A 20,235-nucleotide genomic window follows, 5' to 3' on the forward strand; every position below is an offset into this window, starting at 1 on the left:
AATTATTGAAATTAAGGGAAATGTACAAAATAATTGAATCGAAGGAAAATTTAGACCAAGGGATTGTTTTTTCAATTAATTGAAAAACAAGGAGGTCGGTATTAAAGCATGTCTAAAATGTCGGCCTTACTCAATGTGTTGAAGAATGCGTTTTCTGTTTGGATTAGATCTTGGGCCAACTGGCTTTTCCGCTTCTGTAACTTCAGGATCTTTTCTTCAATGGTATTTGAGCAGATCAAACGCACGGCCACTACATTTTTGGTCTGCCCAATCCTATAGGAACGATCGATGGCTTGGTTCTCGGCCGCTGGGTTCCACCAAGGATCAACGAGATAGACATAATCTGCTTCTGTAAGGTTCAAACCAACCCCGCCTGCTTTTAGACTGATCAAAAAGACCCGGACTTCCTCGTTGTTCTGGAAGTTGTGGACCTTCTTGCCTCGCTCCTTACTTTGACCTGTTAAGTACTCAAAGGAGATATTTCTTTTTTCTAATTCGGCTCTGATCAAATCCAGCATCTCTACAAATTGGGAAAAGACCAAGATCTTATGTTCCTTAGATTTATTTTGGATCTGTTCCAAAAGGATTTCGACCTTAACCGCATTCTCTGCGGCATGGCCTTTTTTCAGTAGCACTGGTGAATTACAGATCTGCCTGAGCTTGGTGAGCCCTGTCAGGACGTGCATGCTGTTTTTCTTGATATCCTCATCCTCATTGGCTGAAATAAATTCCCTTAACTCGGTTTCGTAGGCCTCATAGATCTTCCGCTGTTCCTCATTCATTTCGCAATAGATAAGCATTTCGGTCTTCTCGGGAAGTTCCTTGGCTACTTGCTTCTTTGTTCTGCGAAGGATAAAGGGCCTCACCTTTTCCTGCAGCTCAATGGCTCTTTTGCTATACTGGAATTGATCTATCGGAATGGCATAGGTATCCTTGAAGAATTGCTTGCTCCCCAATAAACCAGGATTAGCGAAGGATAGCTGCCCATAGAGGTCAAAAGTATTGTTCTCAATTGGGGTTCCCGTCAGTACAATCCTGTTCCTAGCCTGTAATAAGCGGGCGGCTTTATACCTTTCGGAGTTCGGGTTCTTGATCGCTTGGGATTCATCCAAGAATATATAATTGAATTTATAGTTCTTTAGGAACCTGATGTCAGAAAGCAGCATCCCATAGGTCGTCAGGACCACATCATGGCCATCAAGTTGATCTATGCTCTTTTCGCGATCGGGTCCATAATGTTTCCTTATTTTGAGCGATGGTGCAAATTTTGATATTTCTTCCTCCCAATTGAAGAGAAGCGAGGTGGGCACTACGATCAGGTTAGTTTTTTGACCATGCTTTTCTTTTTGCGAAAGGATAAAGGCTATGATCTGAACGGTTTTCCCTAAGCCCATATCGTCTGCTAGACAGCCCCCGAAATTATAGGTGTCCAGAAAATTTAACCAGTTCAAGCCTTCTTGTTGGTAGCCCCTTAATTCAGCCTGAAGGGCTTTCGGTTTTGGGACAGGCATTATCTTCAGCTCCGAAGAAAAATCTGATTTCAACAAATCGATTTCATGCTGCACCTCCTGACTTATCACTTCTTTTTCGAAAAGATCGGACACCTCGGAGTAGTTAATCTTCGGAATGGTAATCATATCATGCTCTATATCTCCGATACGGAAATAGCCAGCAATGCGTTCGATCCATTCCTCAGGAAGCAGACCTAGGCTTCCATCATCAAGCTGCACGTACTTGCCTTTGTTGCGGATCGTTCGATGGATCTGTCTTAGGGAGGCCTGCTGCTGTCCAAAACCTACTTTCAACTTGGCATTGAACCAATCCAAACCGCTGATAATCTCTATACTAATCTTGGCCTTATGGGAGTTGATCCTGTTGTTCTTAATCTCACTGAAGCCTAGGATGGAAATATCTTCTTCACGCCATTGTTCAAAGACCTCAATAAACCAATCGTCATCGAGGAACTTATCTTTATGCAGATAGAAATATTTCATTTCAGCAACCTGCACTTCAAAGTCAGGATGCTTATCCATGATGCTGGACAGCAATTTATCTTCTTCGGCGTAATTGCGATGGATCTGAAAAACATTTCCATTTCTATCGGTATCAAAGAGTTGCTTTTTTGAATAGGTCGGCACCTCTATTTCTCCATATTTCATGACAGGCACGATGGATATATAATTCCCATCTTGCTGCAGATAGATCAGCTTTTGCCGCTCATAGCTCCTCTCCTTAAGCTGAGCTTGGGTCGCCTGCTTGATATAACTGTAATTGATATGCAGGATATCCTCCAAAGGCGAAAGGATATCCCGAAGGAATTCCTCGTACTTGTTGGCATGCATGATCAAGATTTCATTATTAGCCTTGAAAAACTTGATAACCCGCAATAGGTCTGGATTATCGATAAAATAGAGCGTTTTACTGAAGTAAAGGAGGTAATCATTGCGGATATCTAACACCTGGAAACCTAAGGTGCTATCATTGAAGAGCAGCTCGCCAGTAATTTCATAGAATGGCTCTTTTTTAAAGACGGACAATTTGATTTCGGCATGTAGCTGTTCAAACTTTACTAAAGTCAGGGATTTGGGTGAAATTGATTCCGAGACCTTCCGCTCATGGATGTAAAAGTCTAAACCTAAAGGATTCTTAACGATCTGTTTCAAAGGTTCAGCATCCAGGTCAAGCTCATCATCATTGTATTTATCCTGAAAGCTATGGATCGCCGTATAGAACTTGAGCAGGTCCGGATCATCAGTCTTCCAGACCTGAGCCATGGGATCCATAACCTCAAAAGGTGTTTTTAATTTTCCAGTCTTAGTCTGGTCGGCTTTCATCAATTGGAAATTCAATTGGTTATAATACCGATGTTTATCGATAAGAATAAAAGGCTTCTTGCTATTCGTTTCTTGACGGAGGGCTTTAGGCTTAACTTCTTTTGGACTTAATCCTTTGGCAAAAGCTTGTTTGTCATAAGCTACTAAACCCTGGACCTTTGGTTCAACGGACAACTTTCCATCGATATTATGCAATTCAAAGAAGTTGTCCAAATGGCTTTCATTTTCCAATCCATAAGCCTTAGCGAATTGCTTTAGCGTTTTTTCTCGAAGCGCAGCATCAAAGAAAACCCGATATTCTGGTTTTTCAAGAATGGCATGTATGGTCTCGCCCTGATGCTCACACATCTTCTTGGAATAGTTTTGACAAGAACAACTCGTTACAATTCGATCCGACATCTGAACCACGGATATTCTTGGATATTCAAGCCCAACAATAGCCTTTGTAAAGACTCCACAGTTTCTTTCCAGGCTGATGGGAATGATGTTTTTATAATCCTTACTGTCCATAAAGCCCGCCCTCTCGACATGCTTGAGGATCTCAAATACGGAAAGCGTGCTGAAATTGTATGCAGGAAGAATATGTTCTTTATCTATTCCCATGAATTGGAGTGAATGTGGAAGTAAGGATACGAAAATTTGATCTTTTACAGGTCGCTTTATTGATATTAATTGCCAAAAGATTCAACAAAATTAAAAATCTATAGAATAATAACATTTGTTTTAATTCATGGATTAATTTTATTTATATTGTGTTTAAAATGAGTAGCTTAAACCACAGTCCAACTCCTGCTAAGACTTTCAATGTAGTCTTAGGATTATCCTTTGGCACCATCTTCTTATTATTGATGGCCATCGGCCTTCCGATCCTAATCCATTCACAACAAGGTGATTGGAAATACGATTTCGATAAATCTCCAGCAACCGCTTTCTTTTATTTAGGATTGGGCCTAGTTCTCTGGCTTACCGTAATCTATCTGTTTTTTAAGAGATCCCTTTCCAACCTATTAAAAGCAAAAAGAGAATATAAAAACCTAATTCAAGATGGTAAAAGAATTAAAGGCAAAATAGTCGAACAAAGGATCTTACAGCAAACTGCCGATGGAGAAAGCAAAATGATTAGGATCTCTTTTGTAAACCTAGTAAAATCAGAGATGACATTTAGTTTGCCGTTTGTTGATACCAAGCCTGAAATGAACCGCTACCAAGTGGGTAAGGATATTGGATTGATGGTCAGCACGGATCCGAATAAACCAAGGATCATGTTGGAGGATGGAAAGGTAAAAATCGACAAAAGCATGTTGATCTATGGTTATTCCGTACTTGCCGTTTTGATTTTGACTCCCATAGGGCTATTGATTTATGGAATGCTTTATGAGAGCCAAGGCGCAGGATGGCGCTATCTCTCCTTTGGGCATCCCTTTATTCTCTCGCCTTTTCTGGCATTGATATATCTCGGGGTGTTCTCTATTTTCAATGCTTTTTTGCCAAAATCTACTAAATCGGATCGTTTACTTCTCTATGGAAAGTCCGCTGTCGCGACCATAGTGTCGACTCAACAAACGAATCTTTCGGTCAATGAAAAGCCTCAAATAATCGTTACCATAGAGTTTCAGGACAAGGGGAAAACCATTGTAGCTTCTTTTAAGAAGTTGTACGGCCTCTTGGACATTTCCGGAATAGCTGTTGGGAACCAAATAAATATCTTATATGACGCGGAAGACCCGCAATCCATTGATGTTGTTGATTAATTTATGAATAGGACTTATTACCATATTATATCCTGCATTGCAATCCTTGCAATGTTTTCCTCCTGTCAGCAGATCAAGAAAAGTTTTGAGGACACCATGAAACCGAAGCCAAGAAAGGAAGAAACGGACCAAACTACACTGCTAACTGGCAAGTCGACATCCAATAGTAGAGAAATCAAGGATACGCATAAAAATAAACAGCAAAGTGTTTATGAAAGCGCCGAAAAATTGGACGAGATACAAGCTGAACTCATGAACCTGCCCCAATTCAAGGGCAAGAAGATCAATATGCACCAGGACCTTTATTTCTTTGACTTTCAGGGCGGTCGTATCTCAATCAAGATCCAAGACCCTGATAAGCCCGAAAACATCGATCAATATACTTATTCAAATGGGAAGTGGGACGATCCTACCCCAGTAAAGGTCACTGGAAACTTAAAGATGGTCGATCTTCTATTCCCTATAGAAAACATTAAATTTTCTACCGCCAAGAAAATCCATGATAGCCTAATCGAAGAAGCAAAAAATATAGAAGGCGGTGTACCTGCCGACCATGTATATTTCGTTCACATGAAGGTAGCGAACATGGATGTAACGCATTGGTATTCTTCCGTGAGTGGGGCTCGAAAGGACGTTTATTTTTACTTTGATAAAGACGGAAATCTTACGGAGAGAAGATAGACGGCAATTCACTTTTTATTTCTACATCTTCAGCGAGTTAAGGCTTCAGCTTAGGTCCATCCTTCATTAAACTAGAATAGGAAAGGCTGAAAGCCGATAAACTTTGATAACCTACCTTATAAGCTATCTCCGTTAGGGTATATTTTTTAGTATCGAGAAGTTCGATACTTTTTAAAATGCGCACTAACTGTAAATACTTCTGCAGTGTAATCCCAGTTTCCTTCTTAAAGATCCTTTGTAGCGTCCTGACCGAAAGGTTTGCCATATTCGCTAAGGCCTGGATATCAAAATTGAATCTATAGTTTTTATTGATGTAATTACAGAGCGGAATCAACCTATCATCCGAAGGAACAGGGATTTCAAGGGCCATACTCACTTCGCAAAAGTTAGGAAGACTGTACAATAAAGCTTTCAAAAAGAGCTTTTGCTCCTTGTCGATATCTAGGACCCTATTCCATTTGGATGCATAAAGCAACATTTCCTTTAATACGGCTGGCGCTGGAAAAACATGCGTGTTCATGAAAAAATCCCCTTTTGGAACCTCTTTAAAGAGAACAGACATCAAATTCACCGAACTTGACTCCGTTGTGGTCTTATGTGGTTTTGCGCTCGGAATCCAGATGATATGGTTTTGTGGTACTAAATAAATCTTTTTATCGATATGAAAATACTGATACCCTTCAGTGATATAATTTAATTGAAAACTGCGATGCTGATGCTCCATGTTATCATGTTTCCATTGTGCATCATACCAGACATAGGTATCAGCGGCAATATTATCCACGTATTCACCGATCAATTTCTTCTCATTACCCTGTTTATCCATGTCGTTCTGTATGTAGTAAATGGCAAAGTTAATAAAAACGACAGGCTTATCTTTGTGGCCAAGATCAGATACAAGTAAAATCATGGGTGAAACAATGCAACAAAACAATAAGACAAGGAATACATGGCTCGGTATATTGCTTATCATTTGGGTGGGGAGCAACCTAAGATCGCCAATTACCGCTGTCGGTCCCATCTTGGATGAAATCAAATTGGCCTTGGACCTAGATAATATCCAAGCCAGCCTTTTGACCTCCATCCCTCTTATTGTATTTGCATCCTGTTCTATTTTGGTAAGTAAAGCCACTGAAAAGCTAAATATCCGGCATGGCCTGATTTATTCCTTGGTGATTCTGATTATCGGAATGTACCTAAGGGTAGCAGGGAACATCACATCCCTTTATTTGGGATCGGTTTTGATAGGTTTAGGAATATGCGTGGGTAATGTTTTGACTCCTGCCTATATCAAGAATGAGTTCCCGGCAAAGATCGGGCTAATGACCGGTATATTTTCGGTTTCGATGAATTTGGTTGCGGCATTAGCCTCAGGCTTTAGTATTTCCATAGGCGAATGGACCGGTGCCGGCTGGAAAGGGTCCTTATCGGTCTGGATCATTGTTGCAGTCATTGCCTTACTGATTGCATTTGCTGAATTATTTTGGGGCAATAAACCACAAAGCCAACAGGTAATTACATCAGAAAACATAAAGTTCAATATTTTCCGTTCCAAACAAGCTTGGAACATCAGCCTCTTTATGGGCTTGCAATCATTAATTTACTATTGCTTAGTAGCTTTTCTACCGACTGTCCTGATGGAATACGGAATGAGCAAATCCGCTGCTGGTTGGGTGTTTTCTATCCTTCAGTTGGCGATGTTGCCTGTTATGCTTATCAGTCCGATTGTCGCCAGTAAGATGAAAGATCCAAAATCTCTGATTTATTTAATTGGCGTCCTTTACTCTACAGGGATTATCATGCTTTTATTATTGAAAGACCAGTATATCTATTTTACAGCCACCCTACTCGGGATTGCAGGGGGATTGGCATTTAGTTTAGCCATATTGTTCTTGTCGGCAAGGAGCAAGACCATGGTTGGGACCATAAAGATTTCAGGCAAAGCGCAGTCCATCGGTTATCTGATTGCTGCCTTTGGCCCGCCTTTGTTTGGAAAATTGCATGATTATGCCCTCTCCTGGTCCTATTCATTTTATTTCCTATTACTGGTAATTGTATTGATGACAGTCTTCGGCAGAAGGTCTGCAAGGCCAAGGTTCGTGGAAGAGCATTAAGCTATAAAGCAAAAAAGCAACTCAATGAGTTGCTTTTTTAGTAGCCCCGAGCAGAATCGAACTGCTATCAAATGTTTAGGAAACATCTATTCTATCCGTTGAACTACAGGGCCGTGCTGCAAAACTAATATTTTATGGAATCAGAGCAAATTTTATTTTCAACTCATTTCTATTTATCCCTTTGCATTTCCATTCAAAGGTCAAAAACACTTTTCTATCCCACAAATTTTTCTTCCCTAATATCCCAAACAAACAACAGCCTGTAAATCAAAAAGAAGCCCTTTTGTGATATAAGTCATTCTTATATGTGATACTGGTTTTAAATAGATAAAACCGATAGTTAATAGCTATTATCGATTATTTTTAGGCTGTAAAAAGTGTATCTTTGTACTACAAAAAAGAAAAGAAAATTATTATGAGTTTTACAGGTAAAAATTTCCCGAACATTACAGTAGATGCTATTGACTATTTAGGCGACAATTTCACTTTGAATTTGTTCGAAAAAGCACAACAAGAAAACAAGAAGGTCCTATTATTTTGGTACCCGAAAGACTTCACGTTTGTTTGTCCTACAGAGTTACATGCATTCCAAGAAGCTGTTGCTGAATTCGAGAAAAGAAACACTATCGTAATCGGTGCATCATGTGATTCAGCAGAGGTTCACTTTGCATGGTTGAACACTGCAAAAGACAACGGCGGTATCGAAGGTGTTGAATACCCTATCATTGCTGATACTAACCGCAACCTATCTAGCGTATTAGGTATCTTAGAAATGAAAGAGGTTGAACACCCTGAATACGGAACTCTAGTGGAAGGTTCTGCAGTATCTTACCGTGCTACTTACTTGATCGACGAGACAGGTAAAGTATTCCACGAGTCAGTAAATGATATGCCTTTAGGCCGTAATGTTAAAGAATACATCCGTTTGATCGATGCTTACACGCACGTTCAGAAACACGGAGAAGTGTGCCCAGCAAACTGGGAAGAAGGTAAAGAAGCGATGAACGCTACACGTGATGGCGTTGCTTCTTACTTGTCACACAATTAATATTCCCCCATATCGAAAGAGGAGGAACAACCTCCTCTTTTTATTTCAGATCAACTCTTAAATCAAAAATCATGTTAGAAGAATTAAGCTCAGACAACTTACAAGAGGTCATCGACAGTAATGATACCGTGATGGTCCAATATGCAGCTTCTTGGTGTGGTAACTGCCGCATCATGAAGCCGAAATTCAAGAAATTAGCAGGTGAAAACGAAAACGTGAAATTTGTAATCGTAGATGCAGAGAAATTCCCTGAATCCAGGAAACTTGCTAATGTAAACAACCTCCCAACTTTCGCAGCCTTCAAAGGTGGAAAGTTGATCAATCAAGTACAAACAAATAAAATCGAAGGATTAACAGAACTATTAAATGAAGTTACCAATAATTAAACATCTCACCGAATTCATCGCTGAAAACGACGCAGACTTCGTATTGGAAACAATCGAAACCTTGGAATCGTTGACCGAAGTCCCTCAACTGAAGGACGAGGAGCTAGATGTTATTGGTGAATTGATCTCCAACATGTACGGCGCCATTGAGGTCAACAAGTTGGTTCAAGAAGGAATGCCACAGAAAGAAGCCCTGAACACCTTTATGAAGCGTGTTTTAGGCTCTATTGACAAGTAATTCGCATAAATAATCATAAGGTCAAGCTGTTGGCCACATTTTTCTTTTCCACAAAAACCTGTGCATAACTGTGTTTTTGTGGAAAAGTTTTTTTTAAATACCGCGGTTTATCAAATTGAATTGTATTACTTTTATATTTATTAAAGGTTAGACCAAAATAAAGCGCATCATCCTGCTAAAAATTGAACCAACGGAATAAACACCAAGGTTTAAAGTCGAAGATTTTTAATTGTTGGTAAAAGGAATCAAATTATTTTGATTCCTTTTATTTTTTTAGCCGAATCTTATTACTTTTAAGGATGATTCACAGATTCTTAGGCCTATTCTTCCTAATCCTATCATCTTTTTCCATTGCGCTTGCACAGCAAGGCAATTCGGCTTCTCTTATCAAGCTCAAGATCGATAAACTTGGAACCCTTGGCACCGCACTTTATTTTGCGGCTCACCCAGATGACGAAAACACCCGGCTAATTGCCTATTTAGCCAATGATCGCAAATATAGAACAGCATATCTTTCCTTGACCAGAGGTGATGGCGGACAAAACCTGCTCGGAACTGAACAGGGCATTGAGCTCGGCTTGATCCGTACGCAGGAACTGCTTGCTGCCCGTGGCATCGACAAAGGAGAACAGTACTTTAGTGCTGCCTATGACTTTGGCTTTTCCAAAACACATGATGAAACCTTCAGTTTTTGGAAAAAAGAGGATATCCTCCGCGAGGCGGTCTATATGATTCGCAAACTTCAACCGGATGTCATCATCAATCGCTTCCCTCCGGATAGCCGTGGTGGACACGGACACCATCAAGCATCTGCTATCTTGGCCAAAGAAGCTTACGAAGCAGCCGCAGATCCCAATCGCTTTCCTGAACAATTAAAAGAACTGAAACCATGGAAGGCTAAGCGCCTAGTTTGGAATACTGCCAATTTTGGAGGGATGAACAACACCTCAGACGAGCAGTTAAAGGTAGTCCTCAATGATTACAATCCGCTTTTGGGCTATTCCTATGGCGAGATATCAGCCATGAGTAGATCTCAACATAAGAGCCAAGGATTTGGTTCGGCTTCTAACCGCGGCAAAACCACCGAGTATTTCGACCATGTTGCCGGAGAGAAAGCAAACCAAGATTTATTTGATGGCATCAACACCAGCTGGGAACGTCTAGGCGAACCCGTGAAGAACATCGAAACGAAGATCCAGACTATTCAAAACAGTTTTGACATTAATCATCCAGAAAAATCAATCAAGGACCTAGTCGCTCTGCATGCTATGGTCAAAGCTTTGAAACCCTCGGTATATAGAGACAAGAAAATAAAAGATATTGAAGACATCATCCTGTCTTCAGCGGGTATCGTTGCGGAATCTATTGCTGCTAAGCCTAATTATGTGGTTAATCAGACTTTTCCGGTAAACAACGAAATCATTAAAAGAGCAGCAGATGTATCGGTTAAACTGATTTCCATTGATGGTAAGCAGCTTGCTGAAGCATTGCCCGCCAATGAAACCAAGAAATATCCATCGGAGAAGAAGATTGCACACTGGACCCAACCCTACTGGTTAGAAAAACCTAACTCCTTGGGTAAATTCGATATCGAAGACAGCAACTTCGGAAATCCAGAAAACACCGATAATCCACAGACAGCGTTTGTAATCGAAGTTGATGGCTTGGCCATAAGCATTGATAAACCGGTTGAATATCGTTTCGTAGACCCCGTACAAGGCGAAATCTACCAACCCATATCCATTTCTCCGGCACTTACCGCGACCATCAGCTCTTCACAGGCGCTATTGCAGACCGGTGATAAGAAAACCATCAGCTTGACCATTACAAACAATAGCGATCAGGCCCAAAAAGCTGAGTTAAGCTTTAAACAATCTGATGGTTTGAACATCAGTCCGAAAGAAGCTGCGCTGGATATACCTGAGCACGGGATAGTCGTGAAGACCTTTGAGATTTCCAATCCCAAAAACACCGCAAGCAGCGAAATCCAACCCCTATTGAACGGAGAGCCGGTCTATGGCTTCAAGAGGATCGCCTACCAGCATATTCCGGACATCACCTGGTTTCCAGCGATCAACCTAAAAGTTAAAGCACTGGAAATTAACAATCCTTTGAAAAAAATTGGTTATATTCATGGTGCAGGGGATTTAGTTCCTACTGCATTGGAAAACATCGGCATACAAGTCGACCTATTGAATAGCGACCTGCTTGCCAGCACTAACTTAAAACAATACGATGCAATTATTATTGGAATCAGGGCTTATAATGTCAGTCCGAATGCCAATCAATGGTTACCCATCCTGTTGAATTATGCAGAGCAAGGCGGAACGGTATTGGCGCAGTACAATGTAAACTCCCGGATGAGCACCAATAAATTTGGCCCTTATCCATTTGAGATCAACAGAGAACGCGTAACGGAAGAGGATGCAAAGGTGACCTTTACTGATCCGAATGACCCGATCTTGAATTATCCCAACAAAATTACAGACAAGGATTTTGAAGGCTGGGTACAGGAAAGAGGGCTTTACTTTGCGACCAATATATCTCCGGAATACCGCACGCCATTGAGTATGGCCGACAAAAACGAGGAGCAGAACAAAGGCTCTCTATTGGTGGCCAACTATGGAAAAGGGAAGTTTGTCTATGCTCCGTTGGCCTTTTTCAGACAATTGCCCGCAGGAGTTCCCGGAGCTACTAGATTATTTGTAAATTTGCTGGCTAAGAACGAAAAAAATTAAAAAATATAATGGAAAATCAAATCGAAAACTCTAACGAAATCAACGTAAAAGGCATCATCCTATTAGTAGGTACTGTTTTAGGTGCTCTTACTGCTTGGGTTGCAAGTGGTACATTTTTATCATTAATTGCTGGACTTATCGGTGGTTTTATTTTTGCAATCATCTTCATCTCCGCTCTATTACCAGAAAAATCGCATGACAGATAAAGGACTACCGCCATTCGTACGAAGCTGGAGACAATTCTATTGGATCATTGTCATCTGGTTAGTCGTTTGCATAGTTCTAATGTATATTTTTACTAGATATTTTGGATGAGTAGTATCGATTGGATAGTACTCATCCTTACCTTGCTTTCCATAGTGGTTTATGGGATTTACAAAAGCAAGAACGTCAAGACCATTGACGGCTATATCCTCAGTGACCGTTCCTTACCTTGGTACACAGTAGGACTCTCAGTAATGGCAACCCAGGCAAGCGCCATTACCTTTCTCTCCGCCCCTGGACTCGCTTACTCTTCAGGCATGAGCTTTGCACAGTTCTACTTTGGTTTACCATTGGCCATGATCGTGCTCTGCATCACCTTTGTCCCGATCTTCCATAAACTCAAGGTCTATACAGCCTATGAATTCCTGGAGAAGAGATTCGACATCAAGACCCGCGTCCTAACCGCATCACTGTTCCTGATCCAACGAGGGATCTCGACAGGGATCACCATCTTTGCTCCGGCCATCATCCTATCCACCATATTGAATATAGATCTAGTGATGACCACCATCGGCATCGGTACTTTGGTCGTTATCTATACGGTTTATGGTGGTACCAAAGCGGTATCATACACACAGCTTTTGCAAATGTCCATCATATTCGCCGGGCTATTATTGGCTGGCGTTCTTGTCGTGCATCTATTGCCTGAGGACATCGGATTCAAAGAAGCCTTGCACATTGCTGGAAAGTCAGGAAAGGCGAATGCCATTGACTTCAAATTTGATCTGGACAATCAATATACCGTCTGGACCGGACTAATCGGCGGATTCTTTTTGCAACTATCCTATTTCGGAACTGATCAGAGCCAGGTAGGTCGTTATTTAACCGGCTCCTCAGTAAAAGAAAGCCGATTGGGATTGCTGATGAATGGATTGCTAAAAGTGCCTATGCAGTTCTGTATCCTGTTGATCGGTATCTTGGTCTTTGCTTATTATCAATACCATACCCCGCCTTTGTTTTTCAACGAACAGGTCATAGAAAAACTTGAAAACAGTTCCCATAAACAAGAATATGAGGACATCAAACAGCGACATGAACAGCTAAGTGAGGAAAAAACGGTTTATATCAACCAACTGACCGCAGCCCTAAAGGAAAAACAAGACGATAAAATAGATGATGCCAGAGTCAATCTTCAGCAATTTAATGAGAAAGATAAAGGCTTGCGCACCGAACTGGTAGACCTGATCAAGAAAAACGATCCGAATGCCGATACCAACGACACCAACTATATCTTCCTAAGGTTTGTGACCGATACCTTCCCTAAAGGTCTAATAGGCCTATTGATTGCCATTATCTTCCTAGCATCTATGGGAGCGACGGCTAGTGCCATCAACTCGCTCTCCTCTACGACCGTCATCGATATCTATAGACGATTCGTAAAACGAGATGCCAATGATGCGCATTACCTAAAAGCCTCCCGTATCAGCACGCTGTTCTGGGGAGTTTTCACCATAGGGATCGCCCTATATTCCAGTCAATTGGGCAACCTATTGGAGGCCGTTAATATCCTTGGATCCCTGTTCTACGGAACTATCCTTGGCATATTCCTGGTGGCATTCTACATCAAAAGAATCGGTGGAAAAGCGGTTTTTTGGTCAGCAGTGATTACGGAAGTAATTGTCATCGGGATTTGGCAATTGAATATTGTTGCCTTCCTTTGGTTGAACCTAATAGGCTGTGTACTCTTGATCCTGATCGGACTGATCCTGCAGTTCTTTATGTCGAATAAACAAAAAAAGGACCTCGAACCTGTCGAAGCCTAAATCCTGAAAAGGATCTTACCCATTAAAATTTATTAATAATACTTTCGATAGAGATCATAAAGGATAGCTCGGTCTCGATCCGTTAAGACGGGCGATAGATCAGACTTGACAAACTTCCGTTTAAAGGACTTGATTGCCGCATCCTGATTGGTCAGATCATAACCCATGAGCTTAAGGGCATCAATCGGGTTAAAATTGGAAGGCGGAGCCATTAAATAATTAGGATTGTACCAGATTCCGAAGCCTCGATCGGCCAAAAGTTGCCAAGGGAAGAATACATTTGGATCGTCTTTTCTTCCTGGCGCAAAATCAGCGTGTCCTATGAAGTTTTTCTGCGGAATGCTATACTTGGTCTTCAGGGTGTCCAACAAGACCAGCAGGGAGTTTATTTGGGCATCTGGGAAGGGTTCAGAACCATTGTTGTCAAGTTCTATACCGATGGACACCGAATTCATGTCCGTTATGCTGCCCCATTTGCCTCTGCCGGCATGCCAACCGCGCAAATAATCATTCAGCATCTGCACCACCCGACCATCACGTCCGATCACATAATGGCTACTCACTTTGGTATGCGCCAATTGAAAGGTGCGAATGGTTTGGGCCAGGTTGGCCTGAGAAGTATGGTGGATCATCACGAAGGATGGCTTCCTGACATCAAAATGAATGGCACTGGCAAAATCATACTGTTTGCTGGTTCCCTGCAAAAACATATTCCATGCCTGTTGCTCAGGAGTCAACTCTGTATTGACAGCAAGAGTGGGAGCCACTTTTGCCTGTTCGATTACCTCTGCCGGTTTATTTAGCGTATCAAGCTTCGGCGCAGAATTCTCAACGATAACAGAAGGAGTAATGACAGCTGTATTTGATTGCAAAACCTTCGACTTCTTAGCAGTAGAACAACCAACCAAGAACATTACCCCACACAACGCAGCAATCAGTCTCACCGAAATTATTCTCATCAATCTTATTTTGGTAAATTAAGCATTACACCCATGGAAAGCATCTGGTTCCATTGCACCTTGTTGTCCAGAGCAGAATCGTATAAAATAACTCCACCTAGCGCTACATTGATCAAGGAGGTCACTTTAGCCGTCAAGGTTGCATCCAAACGGTGTGTTGGATCGGTAATGTCTTCATAGTCTGCAAACAGGTTGTAACGTGCTTTTAAATGCAAGTTTTTAGAAAGGTTTCTATCCAAGTTTGCGGTTAACTGAAAAGCCAGCTCATTATTGAAGTTTTTGCCTTCCTCAACACCGAACATCGGACCAGTTCCCTTGGTCACATCATTAGGATCAAAGAACTTTCCGTGTTTTCTATAATAATCAAGGGCATTATATGGTTTCAAACGATTATCCAAGATCAAGGTCTGTCTGGCCGTACCTGTACCAAAACGCAAGGAGAAGGTATCATCTGGCTTATACTCCAAACCGAATGATTCCGTAAAGTAACCCGGAGCCATAAAAGATGATTTCAAGCCCGTGATCACCTCTTCCCCATCCACCATCGCATAATGGAATGAATTGTCAAACTGGGTCTCATAGGTTAGGGATAAATAGACCGCCCATGATTTCGTCAATTTATAAGCGAGCTTGTTATCCCAGAATATACGGTCATTGTTTGGCTTTGCCAACTGGCCTTCGTTCTTCACTTTACCATATTTCAGGTCCACCTCCGAAACAAAGTTGAAGTTGTTCCTGTTGAATTCAGATTTATGCCAAAGGATACCACCTACAGCAAATGAATTCAAACCACCCAGCTTCCAGTTGTCGGAGAAAGCCGCTTGGTTGAAGTTAACCCCTAGTTTGGTCCAATGTTTCCAATAATTGACCTGTAGGTCCAATTTTGGAATCGGGACATTAATATTTTTGATACCTAGTGCTTTTCCATCCGTTTCAGGAGAAATACTGCTGTCTGGCTTTACGCGTAGCTCGCGCAAATCCTGAGCATGAACCATACTGATTCCGAAAATAAAAATGAAAACAGGTAATAGGTAAAGTTTTATATTCATGTTAATTTTCTTTTTTTACGTCTAATTGAATATCTGGCAATTCTCGCAAAGGTCGTAAATTTGGGTGTAGTTTGAACACTTCGTATTTACTTTTTATATATTTTACCATCTGATAGTAGTTGGAGGTCGAAACAAACTCGTACGATGGCCTAAATAATTGCATAAAAGCCTTCAATTCATCTCCTTCCAAACCCACCAGACTGTTGACCAATTCCGGTGTAAAATTAAAGTCTATAATGTTTTCTTCATGGAGTTTCCCGATAAACTGGGTAAACCTCCGCGCGTCTTTCCCCTCCTTACTGATCAATCCATAGAGCGAATTAATATTCAATCCTGCCCCTGTCATGCCCACCGAAATCAAATCGCCAGGCTTAGCTAACTCAAAAGCCTTGCCATAATCTCTTTTTATCTCATTTAAAACGTCATCTGGGTTCTTGCGCCCGACCACCGTAACGGTTTCGATATTAGCTATGTTCTCCTTCAGGTTAACGATCAGCGCCCCTTGGTTATTCACCACGATCGTATCGCTGAAGTAGCCCATCTTTTTGAACACAATGACATCCCCATTTTTTACAGGAGTCTTAAATTCGCCTCTGGCATCGTTGTAAATGTACTTCTGGGTGTTTAGGTTCCTGATTTGCACTTCTCCAAGCCTGCGCTTGCTATCCTTGTCATACACGATACCTTCCAAGCTCTGTTGCGCATACAGCAAAGCCGGAGAAAGTAAAGAACATAATATAAAAATACGGACAAGAATTTTCACTCCTATAAAACTACGTCTTAGAAGAATAGCTTGCTAATATTTAACATCTTTTAATGGGCCTTGTAACTATTTTGATACGACCAATAACTGCCCAACGGTTACAGCATCGGTGCTCAATCCATTCAATTGCTTGATGGTTTCTACAGTTACATTATATTTCCTGGCAATGGAATACATAGTGTCGGTCGCTTTTACCTCATAGATCAGCATAGCGACAGGTTTCTTGATTTCCTCAACCGGAACTTGGGGTTCTTCGACTTCCTTCTCTTCGATCACCTCTTCCACTTTCTCCACACGAGCTATGACTTCTACCGGCGCTTCCGCCCTATCATACTGCTGCAGGTTATAACGTTCGATCAGATCGATCAATAGCTCAGGATACCTTGGGTTGGTAGCATAGCCGGCTGCCTTCAACCCTTTCGCCCAGCCTTTATAATCATCCTTCCTTAAGGTGAAAAGGTTCTCATAACGCTTGCGAAGAAGAAATTGAGAGTGATCGCGGAAAGATTGCTCCGGATCGTTGTAAACCCTGAAACAGTCGTTGTTGGAGTCATCTGGACGATTGACTGATTTCCCGCTCCAGCTACCGCCACATTTGATCCCAAAGTGGTTGTTGGCTCGGGTAGCCAGGTAACTGTTTCCATTTCCGGACTCCAATAAGGCTTGCGCTAATTTGATACTCGCAGGAATACCATATTTGTTCATTTCCTCAATGGCGATCCCTTTGTAGCGATCGATGTAATTCAGTCCGCTGGTCGAAGTTCCTTTGTTGCTAGAAGATGAAGCGCTGGAATTGTTAACGGAGCTATTGGGCCTACCGTTTGGATTCTTCAGTGTAGTGTTTCTTTTAGTTCCACACGAAACAAAAAATAAGGCCAATATTAAACTGGCCAATAAAAACTTCTTCATCTTATCTGACAAATGCGATTAATTAAGATTAATTTTTTCGTCGTACTTTTCAAGGTCATAGGTATCGATGGTTGAGATTACTTTTCTCGACCAATCACCCGTCTCTGAATACCCAGATCTAGCAATTCCCTTCACCCATCCTTTATAGTCTTCTGAATTGTGTTTATCGAACAGTGGCTGCGTCGCCTTTCTTCTTTGGAGAAGTCCTACGAAATCACGGTAAGAATCCAACACGGAACCGTATCCTTTGTAAGCAGAACGGATCTTTTTGCTGTTATTCTTCCCTTTGATTCCAAAGTGGTTGTTCAAATAGCGAGCAATTCTACTGTTGCCATAGGCACTTTCATGAATTGCTACTGCTAAAATTACAGAGGCCGGAACCCCTGTTTCACGCATTAGCGTTTGAGCTGCTGGACTATGTTTCTCAATGTACGACTTGGTCGTAAAATCTTGAGCGTAAAGTCCTAAAGTTGAAAGAGTGATAAGTATACATACCACAAAAATCTTTCTACAATATTCTAGCATAAAACTTGTTTTAGTTTAACACTACTTTTTGCGTAGCACAAAAAGCCCATCTCTAATCGGCAGAATAAGTTTTTCAACTCGTTTATCCTCTGCCAAGGTTTGATTTAATTCTATTACTTGCTGTGTTTGCTTGTCGGGGTTCTCGTCAAAAACCTTGCCTTTCCATAACACATTATCAACTAAGATCACCCCTCCGGGTCTCACTCGGTCGATCAATGCATTGAAGTAGTACAGGTTTCTTTTTTTATCGGCATCAATGAACACCAAATCAAAAGTCCCTTCAATGCTTGGGATTACCTCTGCTGCATCGCCGATATGATATCTGATCTGACTGGCATAAGGCGATTCATCAAAATAAGACTGAACCCGCTCTTGTTGTTCCTCATTGATATCAATGCTATGCAAAACACCCTCATCTTCCAATCCCTCTGCTAAACACAGGGTAGCATATCCTGTAAAAGTCCCAATTTCCAAAGCCAACCTTGGATGTACCATCTTGCTTATCATCGACAAGACTCTCCCTTGGTAATGCCCCGACAACATGTGCGGCATCGTCTCCTTCAGATAGGTCTCTCTATTGACCTTTTTTAACAACGAATTTTCCTCGTCCGTAGTATCTTCCAGATAGCTGTTTAATGGATTAGACTCTTCAAACATACTGCGCAAAGATAAATATTAGCCGTGCATCCAACCAAGAGATATTTTACAAATAGATGATTATCAATAATTTAGTTCGTAACAGTAGGTAAGTCAAACAGCATTTAAAGCCTTTAAACGCAACTCATAAAAAGTGAAATTTTTAAACTTTTATTTAAATTACGTCAGAATTTTGACCTTTTAGGCTGCGGCCATTTTTACCCAGACTCCTGTAATTCAATAAATATTTTTTGACATAGGATTCGCTATTGGTTTAGACTTGGTTTCATTCGAGACACATTCGGAAAATTCCGAATGTGTCTCGAATGAAACCAAAGCAAAAGCAAGAAGATAGTTGGTGAAAATCCAGGGAATTTCAAGTCGGAAAATGGAAAATGGAATCGGATTTTGTTTCCTTCGAAAATAAATAAAAATAGGCCTGGATATTTATATCCAGGCCATAATTTTATATGATATCTTTTATCCTAAAGAAGCGGTAATCAGTCTTAGGAATTCCGATCGGGTTACATCGTTTTGGAATGCACCGGTAAATGCCGAAGTGGTGGTTACAGAATTTTGTTTCTGCACTCCGCGCATCGCCATACACATGTGCTTACACTCGATCACTACCGCAACGCCGGCAGGCTTAAGCGTTTCTTGGATACAATCACGGATTTCGTTGGTCAACCTTTCCTGTACTTGGAGTCTTCTTGCGAAAACATCCACCACACGAGGGATTTTGCTCAATCCGACGATATGGCCGTTAGGAATATAGGCGATATGCGCTTTTCCGAAGAAAGGTAGCATGTGGTGCTCACACATAGAATATACTTCTATGTCCTTTACAACCACCATTTGGCTGTATTCTTCTTCGAACATTGCACCGCGCAATAGCTCAGCAGCATCCACATCATAGCCGTGGGTTAAAAACTGAAGGGCTTTTGCTACGCGTTCTGGGGTTTTGATCAAACCCTCACGACTTGGGTCTTCGCCAATGGCCTGAAGAATATCTGTATAATGTTCTGCAATACGTTCAACATTCTTTTCGTTGTATTGGTCGATCTTTAAATAACCGTCCTGCTCTTCTTCTTCAAACTGTTGAAATTTGCTCATTCTAAGTACTTGTTTTAGGTGAATTATTCGCCGAAATACTCGACATAATTATTTTCGGTTTCATGAAGTCTGACTGCATGTAAAAAGACTTTCTCTTTTTCAAAGAAAGGCTTCAGGATATGGAATATTTCCATGGCAATTACCTCGGTAGAGGCCATCTTTCCTTGCATGAAATCAACATCCAGGTTGACGTTTTTATGGTCTAGCTTATCGATAACCTCTCTGGTGATAATATCTTTCATCAACTTCAGGTCGATCAAGAAACCCGTTTCAGGGTTGACCAGGCCTTTTACGGTCACAAATAGGTCATAGTTATGACCATGCCAGTTTGGGTTTGAGCAATTACCGAAAACACGTTCATTCTCCTCCAATGACCAGTCTTCACGATAGAGCTTGTGGGCAGCATTAAAGCGTTCGCGTCGTGTTATATAAATCATAATGACAAAGATAAAGTAAATTAACGT

The 20,235-nt window shown here is 41.2% G+C and carries 19 protein-coding genes and 1 tRNA gene; 9 read left to right on the forward strand and 11 right to left on the reverse strand.

Features of this window, described 5'->3' with window-relative positions; all coding sequences use genetic code 11:
- Window positions 1-101 precede the first annotated feature (101 nt).
- Complete coding sequence (locus ACK2WI_RS12210) at window positions 102-3,437, reverse strand: DEAD/DEAH box helicase (protein ID WP_409151067.1); 3,336 nt, start codon at window positions 3,435-3,437, stop codon at window positions 102-104.
- Window positions 3,438-3,595: 158 nt separating this feature from the next.
- On the opposite strand from ACK2WI_RS12210, the gene ACK2WI_RS12215 reads away from it, so the two are divergent.
- Together ACK2WI_RS12215 and ACK2WI_RS12220 are read left to right on the forward strand one after the other, a co-directional pair.
- Window positions 3,596-4,585, forward strand: a complete 990-nt coding sequence (locus tag ACK2WI_RS12215) for a hypothetical protein (protein WP_409151068.1) — start codon at window positions 3,596-3,598, stop codon at window positions 4,583-4,585.
- Window positions 4,586-4,588: 3 nt separating this feature from the next.
- Window positions 4,589-5,266 (forward strand): hypothetical protein, encoded by a 678-nt coding sequence (locus ACK2WI_RS12220; protein WP_409151070.1) that lies wholly within the window; start codon window positions 4,589-4,591, stop codon window positions 5,264-5,266.
- Between the two features lie 37 nt (window positions 5,267-5,303).
- Here ACK2WI_RS12220 and ACK2WI_RS12225 read toward each other — a convergent pair whose 3' ends face one another.
- Window positions 5,304-6,176 (reverse strand): AraC family transcriptional regulator, encoded by an 873-nt coding sequence (locus ACK2WI_RS12225; RefSeq protein WP_409151072.1) that lies wholly within the window; start codon window positions 6,174-6,176, stop codon window positions 5,304-5,306.
- Between ACK2WI_RS12225 and ACK2WI_RS12230 the strand changes: the two genes are divergently transcribed.
- A complete protein-coding gene (locus ACK2WI_RS12230; protein ID WP_409151073.1) occupies window positions 6,175-7,380 on the forward strand; it encodes a CynX/NimT family MFS transporter in 1,206 nt (401 codons plus the stop codon). The two genes, ACK2WI_RS12225 and ACK2WI_RS12230, sit on opposite strands and share 2 nt — an antisense overlap.
- A gap of 41 nt (window positions 7,381-7,421) precedes the next feature.
- Here the strand turns inward: ACK2WI_RS12230 and ACK2WI_RS12235 are convergent.
- Window positions 7,422-7,493, reverse strand: a tRNA-Arg gene (locus ACK2WI_RS12235).
- A 302-nt stretch (window positions 7,494-7,795) separates the two neighbouring features.
- Here ACK2WI_RS12235 and ACK2WI_RS12240 point away from each other — a divergent pair.
- The 6 genes from ACK2WI_RS12240 (at window position 7,796) to ACK2WI_RS12265 (ending at window position 13,817) form a co-directional block, all read left to right on the forward strand.
- Window positions 7,796-8,428: a peroxiredoxin gene (locus ACK2WI_RS12240; protein WP_093099883.1), complete on the forward strand. Its 633-nt coding sequence runs from the start codon at window positions 7,796-7,798 to the stop codon at window positions 8,426-8,428.
- Window positions 8,429-8,499: 71 nt separating this feature from the next.
- Window positions 8,500-8,814, forward strand: coding sequence for a co-chaperone YbbN (locus ACK2WI_RS12245; protein ID WP_093099884.1), 315 nt, complete (start codon window positions 8,500-8,502; stop codon window positions 8,812-8,814).
- The gene (locus tag ACK2WI_RS12250; protein ID WP_093099886.1) at window positions 8,795-9,052 is read left to right on the forward strand and encodes a DUF6952 family protein; all 258 of its coding nucleotides are present in this window, start codon (window positions 8,795-8,797) and stop codon (window positions 9,050-9,052) included. Before ACK2WI_RS12245 ends, ACK2WI_RS12250 begins: the two co-directional genes overlap by 20 nt.
- Window positions 9,053-9,351: 299 nt before the next feature.
- Window positions 9,352-11,790, forward strand: a complete 2,439-nt coding sequence (locus ACK2WI_RS12255) for a PIG-L family deacetylase (RefSeq protein WP_409151076.1) — start codon at window positions 9,352-9,354, stop codon at window positions 11,788-11,790.
- A gap of 8 nt (window positions 11,791-11,798) precedes the next feature.
- Complete coding sequence (locus tag ACK2WI_RS12260; protein ID WP_093099889.1) at window positions 11,799-11,996, forward strand: hypothetical protein; 198 nt, start codon at window positions 11,799-11,801, stop codon at window positions 11,994-11,996.
- A 105-nt stretch (window positions 11,997-12,101) separates the two neighbouring features.
- On the forward strand, window positions 12,102-13,817 hold the full coding sequence (locus tag ACK2WI_RS12265) for a sodium:solute symporter family transporter (RefSeq protein WP_409151078.1): 1,716 nt from the start codon (window positions 12,102-12,104) through the stop codon (window positions 13,815-13,817).
- A 32-nt stretch (window positions 13,818-13,849) separates the two neighbouring features.
- Here ACK2WI_RS12265 and ACK2WI_RS12270 read toward each other — a convergent pair whose 3' ends face one another.
- The 8 genes from ACK2WI_RS12270 to ACK2WI_RS12305 all read right to left on the reverse strand — a co-directional run bounded on the left by ACK2WI_RS12270 (window position 13,850) and on the right by ACK2WI_RS12305 (window position 20,208).
- Window positions 13,850-14,776, reverse strand: coding sequence for an N-acetylmuramoyl-L-alanine amidase (locus ACK2WI_RS12270; protein ID WP_093099892.1), 927 nt, complete (start codon window positions 14,774-14,776; stop codon window positions 13,850-13,852).
- Between the two features lie 5 nt (window positions 14,777-14,781).
- Window positions 14,782-15,825 carry a DUF3078 domain-containing protein gene (locus ACK2WI_RS12275; protein ID WP_093099894.1) on the reverse strand — a complete coding sequence of 348 codons (1,044 nt, stop codon included), beginning with the start codon at window positions 15,823-15,825 and terminating at the stop codon, window positions 14,782-14,784.
- A gap of 1 nt (window position 15,826) precedes the next feature.
- A complete protein-coding gene (locus ACK2WI_RS12280; protein WP_409151079.1) occupies window positions 15,827-16,588 on the reverse strand; it encodes a hypothetical protein in 762 nt (253 codons plus the stop codon).
- A 66-nt stretch (window positions 16,589-16,654) separates the two neighbouring features.
- Window positions 16,655-17,497, reverse strand: a complete 843-nt coding sequence (locus ACK2WI_RS12285; RefSeq protein ID WP_409151081.1) for a glucosaminidase domain-containing protein — start codon at window positions 17,495-17,497, stop codon at window positions 16,655-16,657.
- A gap of 18 nt (window positions 17,498-17,515) precedes the next feature.
- Window positions 17,516-18,022 carry a glycoside hydrolase family 73 protein gene (locus ACK2WI_RS12290; RefSeq protein WP_093099899.1) on the reverse strand — a complete coding sequence of 169 codons (507 nt, stop codon included), beginning with the start codon at window positions 18,020-18,022 and terminating at the stop codon, window positions 17,516-17,518.
- Window positions 18,023-18,043: 21 nt separating this feature from the next.
- Window positions 18,044-18,679: an O-methyltransferase gene (locus ACK2WI_RS12295; protein ID WP_093099901.1), complete on the reverse strand. Its 636-nt coding sequence runs from the start codon at window positions 18,677-18,679 to the stop codon at window positions 18,044-18,046.
- Between the two features lie 459 nt (window positions 18,680-19,138).
- A complete protein-coding gene (folE, locus tag ACK2WI_RS12300) occupies window positions 19,139-19,771 on the reverse strand; it encodes a GTP cyclohydrolase I FolE (protein WP_093099903.1) in 633 nt (210 codons plus the stop codon).
- A 23-nt stretch (window positions 19,772-19,794) separates the two neighbouring features.
- Window positions 19,795-20,208: a 6-carboxytetrahydropterin synthase gene (locus ACK2WI_RS12305; RefSeq protein ID WP_313368714.1), complete on the reverse strand. Its 414-nt coding sequence runs from the start codon at window positions 20,206-20,208 to the stop codon at window positions 19,795-19,797.
- Between the last annotated feature and the right edge of the window lie 27 nt (window positions 20,209-20,235).

It is taken from the genome of Sphingobacterium sp. BS-2, assembly GCF_046161205.1.
Classification (GTDB): domain Bacteria; phylum Bacteroidota; class Bacteroidia; order Sphingobacteriales; family Sphingobacteriaceae; genus Sphingobacterium; species Sphingobacterium mizutaii.